Genomic DNA, 12755 nt, shown 5'->3' with positions numbered 1-12755 from the left:
GAGCGCAGGTCATTGCCTTCGCCGGGAACGGGCTGCAAACGCGAACGTCGCCCCATCCACCAACCGATGGCCAGGGCACAGAAGAAGAACAGCGTGGCAAGGACGCTAGGCATGATCCGTCAGCGACTTGTCACGCAGCGCGTCGTTCTCCTTGCGGAAGCGGGTGATTTCAGAGCGCATGCCGGCCATGCGGACGCGTGCCCGGGCGCGGACGGGAATGCTCAGCAGCAGGCCGATCAGCCCGCCGAGGATGAACGCCAGGGAGACGAAGACGACCAGCGGCCACTGAGGCGACTGCCAGCCAAGGAAGGTCAGTTGCACCCTCTGGAGGTTCTCCAGGACGAAAACCACCACCACGGCGGCCAGCACGACCAGCGCCAGGATGAACAGGAAACGCTTTACCCGAAGCATGGAAACTCCTTCAAAACGGATGCCCCAGGCTCACTCGGGCTCATTGACGCGGTCGCGCAGCTCCTTGCCGGGCTTGAAGTGCGGAACGAACTTGCCGTCCAGGCGCACGGACTCACCGGTCTTCGGATTACGGCCGGTGCGTGGGGCGCGATAATGCAACGAGAAACTGCCGAAACCCCGGATTTCGATGCGATCCCCAGTCGCCAGCGCCTGGGACATTTGCTCAAGCATGGTCTTGATCGCCAGCTCCACATCCTTTGCGGAAAGCTGCCCCTGATGGGTGACGATTCTCTCGATCAACTCCGACTTGGTCATGGTTTTCCCTTCTTTTTCAAGCGGCTAGATCAGCTCAAGGTTCTTTTAGCATGCTGATCAGACTTTGAACAGCCCGAAGGGAAAGGATGTGATCGCTCCCCCGCGGGGCCAGCATCGGGAATAAAAAATGGCCGGCCTCCGGGGGAAGGAGGTCGGCCACGGTCGCACCCAGGAGCGAAAGGGTGCGCAAGGGAAAAGCGGATCAGGCGACGGCGGCGAGCTGAGCCTTGGCCTTGGACAGGCCCTTCTCGGCGAATTCGGCGCCCATGTTCAGGCCTTCGGCGTGGATGAAGGTGACGTCATGGATACCGACGAAGCCCAGTGCCTGACGCAGGTAGGGTTCCTGGTGGTCCAGCGCGCCACCGGCGTAGACGCCGCCGCGGCTGGTCAGCACGAAGGCGCGCTTGCCGGTCAGCAGGCCCTGCGGGCCGGTCTCGGTGTACTTGAAGGTGACGCCGGCGCGCAGCACATGGTCCAGCCAGGATTTCAGGGTGCTGGGAATGGCGAAGTTGTACATCGGCGCGGCCAGCACCAGCACGTCGGCGGCCTGCAACTCGGCGGTCAGCAGGTTGGAGCGCTCGAGCGCCGCCCGTTCGATTTCGGTCTGCTCCTGCTCAGGCTTCATCCAGCCACCCAGCAGGTTGGCATCCAGGTGCGGCACCTGCTCGACAGCCAGGTCGCGAACCTGGATCTCGTCCGCCGGATGGGCGGCCTGCCATTGAGCGATGAATTCGCGGGTCAGCTGACGGGATACGGAACCTTGCTGACGGGCACTGCTTTCGATAACCAGAACGCGGGACATGGATTCGACCTCCATCGGTCATAACTGGGCGATGGAATGAATCCTACAGATGGATAACTCGATAAAAAAACGGAAATAATCGCTACTAACTATCGAATAAATTGATTTTCAATCGAACTGCTTCTATCTTGAATCGGTACCCGGATACCGTCAGGACGGCGTGCAGGTGAGCTTGATACGCAGCTTGATGACGGAGCGGCTGAAGCTGGTAGCCATGTTGGCGTCCTTGCCCGGCTCCAGGGTGGCCTTGCGCACATGGGGCGTTTCCGGGCCATTGACGAACACCGCGGTGCAGGTCACCGGCTGCTGGCCGTTGTTGCGCAGGAGGATAGCCCCCATCCGGTCGCCGATGTCCTGGGTGTCATAGCTGACTTCAGTGCCATTGAGCTTCTTCTCGACCTCGATGGGATAGGCCAGAGCCGTCAACGGCAGCAAGGCCAGTACGGCACAGCAGATTTTTTTCATGGCGGTCTCTCCCTGGTTTTCTCCGGACCGCCAGATTAGACAAGAGGAGGCGAGGATGAAAGCGCCCCGCGTTACCCTGGATCAGTGGAGAACCCTGCAGGCCGTGGTCGATCACGGCGGCTTCGCCCAGGCGGCGGAAGCCATGCACCGTTCGCAGTCGTCGATCAGCTACACCGTGGCGCGGATGCAGGAGCAGCTCGGCGTGCCGCTGCTGCGCATCGACGGGCGCAAGGCGGTGCTCACCGAGGCCGGCGAGGTGCTGCTGCGACGCTCCCGCCAACTGGTGAAATCCGCCGGCCAGTTGGAAGAACTGGCCCACCATATGGAACAGGGCTGGGAGCCGGAAGTCCGGCTGGTGGTGGACGCCGCCTACCCCACCGTGCGCCTGGTCCGCGCGCTCTCAGCGTTCATGCCGCAAAGCCGCGGCTGCCGGGTACTGCTGCGTGAAGAAGTGCTCTCCGGCGTGGAAGAAGCCCTGGTGCAGGGCCATGCGGATCTGGCCATCAGCGGCCTGAATATCGCCGGCCACCTGGGCGCCGACCTGAGCATGGTGGACTTCGTCGCCGTCGCACACCCCGACCACCCGCTGCACCGCCTGCAACGCGAAGTCACTCATCAGGACCTGGAAACCCAGATGCAGGTGGTGATCCGCGACTCCGGCCGCCTTCAGCCGCGCGATATCGGCTGGCTCGGCGCCGAGCAACGCTGGACGGTGGGCAGCCTGGCCACCGCCGCCACCTTCGTCAGCAACGGCCTGGGCTTCGCCTGGCTGCCGCGGCACATGATCGAGCGCGAACTCAAGGACGGCCTGCTCAAGCCGCTACCGCTCACTCAGGGCGGCGTGCGCGAGAGTCGCTTCTACCTTTACCCAAGCAAGGAGAAGCCGCTGGGTCCCGCCACGCAGATTCTCGTCGAGCTGCTGACCACCTTCGCCAGCGTCCCGCTGGACGCGCACTTCGCCGCCCCCGAGAGCCCGGCCTGAGAACCAGCCCCCAGAGCAACAGCAAGGAGCTCGCCATGCCCTTCTTCGACCACGCCGGCCACCGTCTGCATTACGAGGAAAGCGGATTCGGTACCCCGGTGCTGCTGGTGCATGGCCTGGGCTCCAGCACCCGCGACTGGGAATACCAGGTGCCGGAACTGGAAAAGCGCCATCGGGTAATCGCTCTCGACGTACGTGGCCACGGCCAGTCGGACAAGCCACGCGAACGCTACAGCATCGCCGCCTTCGCCGAGGACGTGATCGCCCTGCTCGACCACCTGCACCTGGGCCGCGTGCACCTCGTCGGCATCAGCATGGGCGGCATGATCGGCTTCGAGCTGGCCACCCGCTGGCCGGAGCGGCTGAACAGCCTGACCATCGTCAACAGTGCACCAGAGGTGAAACCCCGGACCCTGCGCGAATACATGGACGTGGCGCGCCGCCTGTTCCTCGCCCACGTGCTGGGGCTCGACACCGTGGGCAAGGCCCTGGGCAAGCTGCTGTTCCCCAAGCCCGAGCAGGCCGACCTGCGCCGCAAGATCCAGCAGCGCTGGCCGCAGAACGACAAACGCGCTTACCTTTCCAGCCTGCACGCCATCATCGGCTGGGGTGTGCAGGAACGCCTGGCGCGCATAACCTGTCCCACACTGGTGATCAGCGCCGACCGCGACTACACCCCGGTCTCGCTCAAGCAGGCCTACGTCGGGCACCTGCCCAACGCCCGCCTGGTGGTGATCGAGGACTCGCGCCACGCCACCCCGCTGGACCAACCGGAACGCTTCAACACCACCCTGCTCGAATTCCTCGAGCAGGTCGACCATCCCTAGAACCTAACGGAAACATCCGCCAAATGACTCTGTTCAAACGCTTCGTGCTCGCTGCCTGCTCCCTGGTCCTGGCCGGTTCGGCCTTCGCCGCCGACGCCAACAAGCCGCATGTGCTGCTGTCCACCACCCAGGGTGAAATCGAAATCGAGCTGTACGCCGACAAGGCGCCCATTTCTGTGAAGAACTACCTGTCCTACGTCGACAGCGGCTTCTACAACGGAACCATCTTCCACCGCGTGATTCCCAACTTCATGATCCAGGGCGGCGGCTTCACCGAAGCCATGAAGGAGAAAGACACCCAGGCGCCGATCAAGAACGAAGCCGACAACGGCCTGCTCAACGAGCGCGGCACCCTGGCCATGGCCCGCACCAGCGCCGTGGACTCGGCCACCAGCCAGTTCTTCATCAACCTGACCGGCAACGACTTCCTCAACCACGGCGCCCGCGACTTCGGCTACGCCGTGTTCGGCAAGGTGGTGCGCGGCATGGGCGTGGTCGACCAGATCGCCCAGGTCCAGACCGGCAACCACGGCATGTTCCAGGACGTCCCCAAGACCCCGGTCGTCATCCTCTCCGCCAAGCGCCTGTGATGTCCCGCGCACACGCCTGACGGAGGCCATGTTCAGCGGGTCCAGGATGGACCCGCTACCAACCCGAGAAGAATCATGCTTTACCGTCGTTTCGAACGTCTGATCGATCCCTTCCGCGACGTCCCCGAGCGCATGCCGCCGTCCGACGTCATCCGCTTCTACGTCTATTACCTGCGCCAGGTCTGGCCGGTATTCCTCGCCCTGCTCTTCGTCGGCCTGATCGTCGCGCTGATCGAAGTCGCCCTGTTCAGCTACCTCGGGCGTATCGTCGACCTCGCGCAAGGCAGCGCACCCGCCGACTTTTTCTCCCTGCACGGCCGGGAACTGATCTGGATGGCGGTCGTCGCGCTGATCCTGCGCCCGCTGTTCAACGGCCTGCACGACATGCTGGTGCACCAGAGCATCAACCCCAGCATGACCAACCTGATCCGCTGGCAGAACCACCGCTACGTGCTCAAGCAGAGCCTGGGCTTCTTCCAGAACGACTTCGCCGGACGCATCGCCCAGCGCATCATGCAGACCGGCAACTCCCTGCGCGACTCGGCAGTGCAGGTGGTGGACGCCATCTGGCACGTGGTCATCTACACCCTCAGCGCCCTGGTGCTGTTCGCCGAGGCCGACTGGCGCCTGATGATCCCGCTGGTGCTCTGGGTGATCGGCTACGTCGGCGCGCTGGGCTACTTCGTGCCGCAGGTGAAGCGCCGCTCGGTGGCCGCCTCGGATTCGCGCTCCAAGCTCATGGGGCGCATCGTCGACGGCTACACCAACATCACCACCCTCAAGCTGTTCGCCCACACGCGCCAGGAAGAGGACTACGCCCGCGAAGCCATCGACGACCAGACCCGCAAGGCCCAGCGCGCCGGGCGCGTGGTCACCTCCATGGACGTCACCATCACCATCTTCAACGGCATGCTGATCGCCGGCACCACCGGCCTTGCCCTGTGGCTGTGGAGCCAGTCGCTGATCTCGGTGGGCGCCATCGCCCTGGCCACCGGCCTGGTCATCCGCATCAACAACATGTCCGGCTGGATCATGTGGGTGGTCGGAGGCATCTTCGAGAACGTCGGCCAGGTACAGGACGGCATGCAGACCATCGCCCTGCCCCGCCAGGTGAACGACAAACCCGATGCCCGGCCGCTGGCGGTGAGCCGTGGCGAGGTGCGCTTCGAGCAGGTGTCGTTCAGCTATGGCAAGGGCGGCGGCCTGATCGACGGCCTCGACCTGGTGGTACGCCCCGGCGAGAAGATCGGCCTGGTCGGCCCCTCCGGCGCCGGCAAGTCGACCCTGGTCAACCTGCTGCTGCGCCTGTATGACCTGGAAGGCGGACGCATCCTGATCGACGACCAGGACATCGCCGGCGTAACCCAGGAAAGCCTGCGCGCGCAGATCGGCATGGTTACCCAGGACACCTCGCTGCTGCACCGCTCGATCCGCTCCAACCTGCTCTACGGCCGTCCGGATGCCGGCGAGGACGAGTTGCAGGACGCCATCCAGAAGGCCCGTGCCTCGGAATTCATCCCGCAGCTGAGCGATGCCGAGGGCCGCCTTGGCCTCGACGCCCATGTCGGCGAGCGCGGCGTGAAGCTATCCGGCGGCCAGCGCCAGCGCATCGCGATCACCCGCGTGCTGCTCAAGGACGCGCCGATCCTGATCCTCGACGAGGCCACCTCGGCGCTGGACTCGGAAGTGGAAGCGGCGATCCAGGAAAGCCTGGAGACCCTGATGCAGGGCAAGACGGTGATCGCCATCGCCCACCGCCTCTCCACCATCGCGCGCATGGACCGCCTGGTGGTGCTGGAGCACGGCCGCATCGTCGAGAGCGGCAGCCATGCCGAGCTACTGGCCCACGGCGGGCTTTACGCGCGGTTGTGGCGGCATCAGACGGGGGGGTTCGTCGGAGTGGATTGAGCCGCGCGCCGAGCTGTCCGCTTCCTGTAGGAGCGAGCTTGCTCGCGAACGGATTTCCCGGCGACGCCGATGCGCAGCTGTTCGCGAGCAAGCTCGCTCCTACGAAGAGCAATCCGCACAAATCCATCGCCAATAAAAAAGCCCGGCACAAGGCCGGGCATGTCCAAACCGGGACAGCTCAGTGTGTGTCCAGCAGCGCCAGCGCCTCACGGCTCAGGCGCTCGACCGTGGCCCAGTCACCGCTGTCGATGGCGGCCTTGGGCAGCATCCAGCTGCCGCCCACGCACATCACGTTGGCCAGCCGGTAATAGTCGTTGAGGTTGTCCGGGCCGACACCACCGGTGGGGCAGAAACGCACCTCCGGGAACGGCCCGCCGAAGGCCTTGAGCGCCTCCACGCCGCCGCACACCTTCGCCGGGAACAGCTTGAAGCGGCGCAGGCCATGGCGATACGCAGCCATGATTTCCGAAGCGGTGGCCACGCCCGGCAGCAACGGCACCGGGCGAGTCACGGCGTACTGCAGCAGCTCCTCGGTGCAGCCCGGCGTGACGATGAACTTCGCCCCCGCCTCTTCCGCCTGGCGGAAGGTCTGCGGGTCGAGCACGGTACCAGCACCGACCAGCAGCTCCGGACGCTGTTCGCTCAGCTGGCGGATCGCGGTGAGCCCCAGCGAGGTCCGCAACGTCACTTCCAGAACGGTGATACCGCCGGCGGCAAGAGCGTCCGCCATGGGCAGGATGTCCGCCTCGCGGTCGATGGTGATCACCGGCAGGATGCGCGCGCGCTGCGCCAGGGCATCGATCTGCTGGATGTGTTGTTCAGACATTGCGGTAACTCCGTGCCTCAGGGGCACCAATGGATCGAAAGGGGCGCGCGCAGGAACGCATTGACCGGCATGCGCTGGTCGTCGTTGTCGCTAAGCGCCTGGCTCAGGGTGGCCAGCTTGGCCTCGCCCTGGATCGCCAGCAGTTGCACCCGCGCGCCCTGCAGCACGGCGCGAGTCAGGGTCAGGCGCTGGCGCGGCACGCTCGGCGCCCACATCGGCAGGCAGCGGCGCATAGACGCCGGGTCGAGCGCTTCGGCCAACCCGGCGCTGCCGGGGAACAGCGAGGCGGTATGGCCGTCGTCGCCCATGCCGAGCACCAGCACGTCGATGGGCAGGCCCAGCTCATGCAGGAAACGGTCGGCCTTGTCCGCCGCCTCTTCCAGCGAGGCCGCCGGCTGGTACAGGCCGATGAAGTGCGCGCTGGCCGCAGCCCCCTTGAGCAGATGACGGCGCAACAGGCCGGCATTGCTGTCCGGATGCGACTCGGGCACCCAGCGTTCGTCGGCGAGGCTGACGGACACCTTCGCCCAGTCCAGCTCGGCGCCGCTCAGCGCTTCGAGGAAGGCGATCGGACTACGCCCGCCGGACACCACCAGCAACGCCCGGCCACGTTCGGCCAGCGCTGCGCGCAGTGCATCAGCCACGGTAGCGGCCAGTCCTTCTGCCTGCTCGGCGGCGTCGTTCCAGGTTTTCCAGGCCATGCCTTCAGCCAGTTTCGGTTCAGTGATCGCCATACCAGTCCCTCCCATCGCGTGCGATCAGGGCAACAGCCGCCTGTGGCCCCCAACTGCCCGCCGGGTATGGCTTGGGCTCCTCGCCCAGGCGGCCCCAGCCGGCGATCAGGTGGTCACACCATTTCCAGGCGAACTCCACCTCGTCCTTGCGCACGAACAGGTACTGATTGCCTTGCGTGACTTCCAGCAGCAGTCGCTCGTAGGCGTCCGGCGTACGGGCAGTATGGAAGGTCTCGGAGAAATTCAGTTGCAGCGGCCCGGTGCGCAGTTGCATGCCCTTGCCCAGGCCCTGGTCCTTGGTCATCACCTGCAGGGATATGCCCTCGTCCGGCTGCAGGCGGATGATCAGGCGGTTGCTGATCAGCGAGCGCTGCTCCGGGGCGAAGATGTAGTGCGGCGGTTCCTTGAAGTGGATGACGATCTGCGACAGCTTCTGCGGCATGCGCTTGCCGGTACGCAAGTAGAACGGCACGCCGGACCAGCGCCAGTTGCGGATGTCCACGCGCAAGGCGACGAAGGTCTCGGCGTCGCTGTTGGGGTTGGCATTTTCCTCGGCGAGGTAGCCGGGCACCGCCTTGCCGTCGATGAAGCCGGCCGTGTACTGCCCACGCACCACGCGGGTGGCCAGTTGCTCCGGCGCGATGGGTTCGAGTGCACGCAGCACCTTCACCTTCTCGTCGCGGATGCTGTCGGCGGTCAGGTCAGCCGGCGGGTCCATGGCGATCAGGCAGAGCAGTTGCAGCAGGTGGTTCTGCACCATGTCGCGCAACTGGCCGGCCTTGTCGAAGTAACCCCAGCGGCCTTCGATACCGACCATCTCGGCCACGGTAATCTCCACGTGGGAGATGTGATTCTGGTTCCACTGGGTCTCGAACAGGCTGTTGGCGAAGCGCAGCGCGATGAGGTTCTGCACCGTCTCCTTGCCCAGATAGTGGTCGATCCGGTAGATGCGGTTTTCCGGGAAGAAGCGCGCCACCGCGTCGTTCACCGCCCGGGAGGACTCCAGGTCGTGGCCGATGGGCTTCTCCAGCACCACCCGGGTACGCTCGGCGAGGCCGACGGCGGCGAGGTTCTCGCAGATGCCGCCAAATACCGAGGCGGCAGTGGCGAAGTAAGCGACCAGGGTCCGCTCGTCACCGACCTTCTCGGCCAGCGCCGTGTAGGAGCCGGCATCGAGGAAGTCCATGCTCAGGTGAGTCAGCCGCGCGCGGAAGCGCGTCCACACCGATTCGTCCCACTCCTTCGCCGGCACCGCCTGGCGCAGGCGTTGTTCGATGATGGCCAACGGGGCTTCGCCTGTGCCCTCATCGCGGGCCAGGGTGAGAATGCGGGTATCGCCGTGCAGCAGACTCTCACGATCGAGCTGGTACAGCGCCGGGAGCAGCTTGCGCAGGGCGAGATCACCCAGGGCGCCGAACAGCGCCAGGGTGCAGGGCAGAACGCGGACTTCAGGCATTTGTTGTTACCAACCAAATTTTGAACGATAGTTAGCCTTCCACACCGGCATTAAGACAAATATGTAGTAATTAAACAACATATTTTTACCCTTTCGCGCCGTTGTTGGTCGCCTGCCGGCCTGACGTTAGGATAGCGCCGCTGGCCGCCCCTACCCGGCCAACCGTCGATTGCCCAAGGAGCACGGATGAAAAACCTGCTGGAGCAGATCCAGAGCCGTCTGGAACAGCTGAACAAGGCCGAGCGCAAGGTCGCTGAAGTGATACTGCGCGACCCGCAACAGGCCACGCGCTTCAGCATCGCCGCGCTGGCCCAGGCGTCCAGCGTCAGCGAGCCGACGGTGAACCGTTTCTGCCGCTCCTTTGGCATGAGCGGCTACCCGGAACTGAAGATCCAGCTGGCCCAGAGCCTGGCCAGCGGCGCGGCCTTCGTCACCCAGGCGGTGGCCGAGGACGACGGCCCCGAGGCCTACACCCGGAAGATCTTCAGCAGCACCATCGCCTCGCTGGACAGCGCCTACAAACTGCTCGACCCGAAGGTGATCGACCGCGCCGTGGACCTGCTGATCCAAGCCCGGCAGATCCACTTCTTCGGTCTCGGCGCCTCCAGCTCCGTGGCGCTGGATGCACAGCACAAGTTCTTCCGCTTCAACCTGGCGGTGTCGGCCCACAGCGACGTGCTGATGCAGCGGATGATCGCCTCGGTGGCGCACACCGGCGACCTGTTCGTGGTGATTTCCTACACCGGGCGCACCCGAGAACTGGTGGAAGTGGCGCACCTGGCGCGGCAAAACGGTGCCTCGGTGCTCGGTCTGACCGCAGCCGACTCCCCGCTGGCCCGCGCCAGTACCCTGAGCCTGGACGTCCCGCTGCCGGAAGACACCGACATCTACATGCCGATGACCTCGCGGATCATCCAGCTCACCGTGCTCGACGTGCTCGCCACCGGCGTGACCCTGCGCCGCGGCGTGGACTTCCAGCCGCACCTGCGGCGGATCAAGGAGAGCCTGGTACCGACGCGCTACCAGCTCGATGAGGAAGACTGAGACGCGCGCGACTCGCGGGGGAATTTGCCTTTCGTAGGAGCGGAGCTTCTCCGCGATGCTCTTGTGCAAGGCTGACTCTTCGCGGACAAGGGCTAGGCGCCCCCGTCGCTCCTACGGGAGCAATCTGTGCCCGCAAGCAAACTCGGACGTTGCTCTCACAAGGCCTGCACGCCCCGTCACTCCCACGGTCAGCCTCGACCCGCCTTTTATAGGAGCGAGCTTGCTCGCGAGCAGACTCGCCGGAGGGTACGGAGCCAAGCGATTCGCGAGCAAGCTCGCTCCTACAACTCAGCCCACCCACGAAGCTCAGACGATCAGACCAGCCCCGCCCGCAGGTTCAGCAGCATCCGCTCGCCCTGCGCCAGGATCAGCCCGCCGGCGCGATAGCCGGCGGCACCAATGCACAGGAAGCGATCCGCCTCGGCCGCCGCCACCTGTTCCACCGTGCGACTGCCGGGATGCCAGATGACGCTGCCGGCGCCGACGTTCTTGTCGATGCGCAGGCGGCGTTGCCAGCCGGCATCTTCCAGCACCAGGGCGCCGGTGTTGTAGAGCACCTGCTTGACCGCCCCGCGCGGGGCCCAGGTGTTCGGCAGGCCGCTGGCCTTGCCGTCCAGCTCCATCCCGTGGACCACCGAGCGACGCAGCGAACCCACGCGCCAGTAGGGTTGCAGGGCGAAGCTGAAGAGACAGTCGCTGTCATCTTCGTGATAGCTGGAGAGCTCGATGTCCAGGTCCTGGCCCAGGCGCGCTTCCAGGCGCACATGCCAGTCCTCGACGTCCAGTTGCCAGCTGACCACCACCCTGCTGTCGTCGGCCCAGGCATCCAGCATCCGCCACTCGCGCTGGCGTGCCCAGCCGTGCTGGGGCCAGTCCGGCTCGACCGGATGGCTACCGAACCAGGGCCAGCAGACCGGGATGCCGCCACGGATCGGCGCGGTGCTCAGGCTCGGCCACTGGCTGGAACACCACAGCAGCGGGCGTGCATCACGCGGCTGGAAATGCAGCAACTGCGCACCCTGGCGGCTGAACACCGCCTGGCACTGCGGATGGTCGATCAGCAGCAGGTCGCGACGCTGGAAGCGCACCCAGTCGAAGGGGCGCTTGGCCCGCATGGAATGAAAAAAGCGCTGCAGCGGATGCTCGAGCATTATCCGGATGTCCTGATCCAATCCCTGCCCGGACACTCCGGGGCGTGAAGATCTCTGTAGTTTCACTACATTCGATGAAAGGCGGCGATTCTACCCGCAAAGCCTAGTCACGCGCAGCGCCCACGCCAACGAAATGCTCATCCGCAAGCGCCAGCCCTGCCGGCGCGGCTCAGGCTTCGGCGCGCAGGGCCTGCTCCAGCGCAACGCCAGCGCCGAACAGCCCCGGATACTCCGCCGTCATCACCCACACCGGCACCTGATCCAGGTAGGGTCCGCTGGTCTTGCCGCGCGCCGAGAAGGCCGCGGCGAAACCGCTGCGCTGGAAACGTTCGAGGAAGCGCGGAACGATGCCGCCGGTGATGTACACGCCGCCCAGCGCGCCCACCGTCAGCGCCGCGTTGCCGGCAACCCGCGCCAGCCACAGGAAGAAGTGCTCCAGCACAGCATCGGCGTAGGCATCGCCGGTCATGGCGCGCTCGCCGATCTGCGCGGCGCTGGCGCACTGCGGTTCGACGCCATCGAGTTGGCAACTCATGCGGTAAAGGTTTTCCAGGCCGCTGCCGGAGAGAACGCGCTCGGCCGACACGTGTCCGTACTTCTCGCGCAGCAGTTGCCAGAGGGCGAAATCGCGCTCGGAGGTCACCGGCAGGTCGACGTGGCCGCCTTCGCAGGGCAGCACTTCCCAACCGCCGGCCGGCAGCGGCATCAGGCTGGCGACGCCCAGGCCGGTGCCGGGGCCGATGATCAGTTTCGCGCGGCCTTCCAGCGCAGTACCTGGACGCACCTGCACCAGACGCTCTTCCGACAGCCGCGAAGCCGCCCAGGCCATGGTGCTGAAATCGTTGACCAGCAGCAGATGGCTCAGCCCCAGCGCGGCGCGGAAGGCGTCGCGCTTGATCACCCAATGGTTGTTGGTGAAACGGAAGTCGCCGGCGCCCACCGGCCCGGCACAGGCCAGACAGACGTTGTGGATGGCCGACAGCGGCTGACCGATGCGCTGCAGGTAGTCGCGCACGGCATCTTCCGGGCGCGGGTAATCGGCGCAGGCCAGGACCTGGATGGACTCGAGGACTTCACCGCGCCACAGGGCGAAGCGGGCGTTGGTGCCACCGATGTCGCCGACCAGGGCGAAAGCGTTCTGGGCGTTGCTGGAATTCATGGCGAGCTCGGCCTGGAAGTTGGAAAAAGGGCTCATGCCAGCATAGGACATCGACTCGAGCTTCCCACGCGACGAACAGGCATCG

14 protein-coding genes are annotated in these 12755 nt (G+C 65.4%); 5 read left to right on the top strand and 9 right to left on the bottom strand.

Annotation, left to right across the window (positions count from 1 at the left end):
• Positions 1 to 105: 105 nt before the first annotated feature.
• The 4 genes from ACNFBT_RS03485 to ACNFBT_RS03470 form a co-directional block, all read right to left on the bottom strand.
• Positions 106 to 411 carry a lipopolysaccharide assembly protein LapA domain-containing protein gene (locus ACNFBT_RS03485; protein ID WP_416746468.1) on the bottom strand — a complete coding sequence of 102 codons (306 nt, stop codon included), beginning with the start codon at positions 409 to 411 and terminating at the stop codon, positions 106 to 108.
• Between the two features lie 30 nt (positions 412 to 441).
• Positions 442 to 726 carry an integration host factor subunit beta gene (ihfB, locus tag ACNFBT_RS03480; RefSeq protein ID WP_015478091.1) on the bottom strand — a complete coding sequence of 95 codons (285 nt, stop codon included), beginning with the start codon at positions 724 to 726 and terminating at the stop codon, positions 442 to 444.
• A 202-nt stretch (positions 727 to 928) separates the two neighbouring features.
• The gene (locus ACNFBT_RS03475) at positions 929 to 1528 is read right to left on the bottom strand and encodes an FMN-dependent NADH-azoreductase (protein ID WP_416746466.1); all 600 of its coding nucleotides are present in this window, start codon (positions 1526 to 1528) and stop codon (positions 929 to 931) included.
• Between the two features lie 150 nt (positions 1529 to 1678).
• A complete protein-coding gene (locus ACNFBT_RS03470) occupies positions 1679 to 1993 on the bottom strand; it encodes a 3-phosphoglycerate kinase (protein WP_416746464.1) in 315 nt (104 codons plus the stop codon).
• A gap of 55 nt (positions 1994 to 2048) precedes the next feature.
• On the opposite strand from ACNFBT_RS03470, the gene ACNFBT_RS03465 reads away from it, so the two are divergent.
• The 4 genes from ACNFBT_RS03465 to ACNFBT_RS03450 all read left to right on the top strand — a co-directional run bounded on the left by ACNFBT_RS03465 (position 2049) and on the right by ACNFBT_RS03450 (position 6300).
• Positions 2049 to 2975: a LysR family transcriptional regulator gene (locus tag ACNFBT_RS03465; protein ID WP_416746462.1), complete on the top strand. Its 927-nt coding sequence runs from the start codon at positions 2049 to 2051 to the stop codon at positions 2973 to 2975.
• A gap of 35 nt (positions 2976 to 3010) precedes the next feature.
• The gene (locus ACNFBT_RS03460; RefSeq protein ID WP_416746460.1) at positions 3011 to 3802 is read left to right on the top strand and encodes an alpha/beta fold hydrolase; all 792 of its coding nucleotides are present in this window, start codon (positions 3011 to 3013) and stop codon (positions 3800 to 3802) included.
• A gap of 23 nt (positions 3803 to 3825) precedes the next feature.
• Entirely contained in the window at positions 3826 to 4392 is a 567-nt protein-coding gene (locus tag ACNFBT_RS03455) for a peptidylprolyl isomerase (RefSeq protein WP_416746458.1), read from the top strand.
• A gap of 75 nt (positions 4393 to 4467) precedes the next feature.
• Entirely contained in the window at positions 4468 to 6300 is a 1833-nt protein-coding gene (locus ACNFBT_RS03450) for an ABC transporter ATP-binding protein (protein WP_416746456.1), read from the top strand.
• Between the two features lie 178 nt (positions 6301 to 6478).
• On the opposite strand, the gene ACNFBT_RS03445 is transcribed toward ACNFBT_RS03450, so the two are convergent.
• From ACNFBT_RS03445 to zwf, 3 genes are read right to left on the bottom strand one after another with little or no spacing between them, the layout of a single operon-like run.
• Positions 6479 to 7126 carry a bifunctional 4-hydroxy-2-oxoglutarate aldolase/2-dehydro-3-deoxy-phosphogluconate aldolase gene (locus ACNFBT_RS03445; RefSeq protein ID WP_416746454.1) on the bottom strand — a complete coding sequence of 216 codons (648 nt, stop codon included), beginning with the start codon at positions 7124 to 7126 and terminating at the stop codon, positions 6479 to 6481.
• Positions 7127 to 7143: 17 nt separating this feature from the next.
• Complete coding sequence (gene pgl / locus ACNFBT_RS03440) at positions 7144 to 7860, bottom strand: 6-phosphogluconolactonase (RefSeq protein ID WP_416746452.1); 717 nt, start codon at positions 7858 to 7860, stop codon at positions 7144 to 7146.
• On the bottom strand, positions 7847 to 9316 hold the full coding sequence (gene zwf, locus ACNFBT_RS03435; RefSeq protein WP_416746450.1) for a glucose-6-phosphate dehydrogenase: 1470 nt from the start codon (positions 9314 to 9316) through the stop codon (positions 7847 to 7849). The genes pgl and zwf overlap by 14 nt, the downstream gene beginning before the upstream one ends.
• A 186-nt stretch (positions 9317 to 9502) precedes the next feature.
• On the opposite strand from zwf, the gene ACNFBT_RS03430 reads away from it, so the two are divergent.
• Positions 9503 to 10360, top strand: coding sequence for a MurR/RpiR family transcriptional regulator (locus ACNFBT_RS03430; RefSeq protein WP_416746448.1), 858 nt, complete (start codon positions 9503 to 9505; stop codon positions 10358 to 10360).
• Between the two features lie 314 nt (positions 10361 to 10674).
• Here the strand turns inward: ACNFBT_RS03430 and ACNFBT_RS03425 are convergent, their stop codons facing one another.
• Both ACNFBT_RS03425 and ACNFBT_RS03420 read right to left on the bottom strand, forming a co-directional pair.
• The gene (locus ACNFBT_RS03425; protein WP_416746446.1) at positions 10675 to 11511 is read right to left on the bottom strand and encodes a D-hexose-6-phosphate mutarotase; all 837 of its coding nucleotides are present in this window, start codon (positions 11509 to 11511) and stop codon (positions 10675 to 10677) included.
• A gap of 169 nt (positions 11512 to 11680) precedes the next feature.
• Positions 11681 to 12670, bottom strand: a complete 990-nt coding sequence (locus ACNFBT_RS03420; RefSeq protein ID WP_416746444.1) for a glucokinase — start codon at positions 12668 to 12670, stop codon at positions 11681 to 11683.
• Between the last annotated feature and the right edge of the window lie 85 nt (positions 12671 to 12755).

The organism is Pseudomonas sp. NY15181 (assembly GCF_048068055.1).
Taxonomy (GTDB): Bacteria; Pseudomonadota; Gammaproteobacteria; order Pseudomonadales; family Pseudomonadaceae; genus Pseudomonas.
This window is presented reverse-complemented; position numbering and strand designations above follow the sequence as displayed.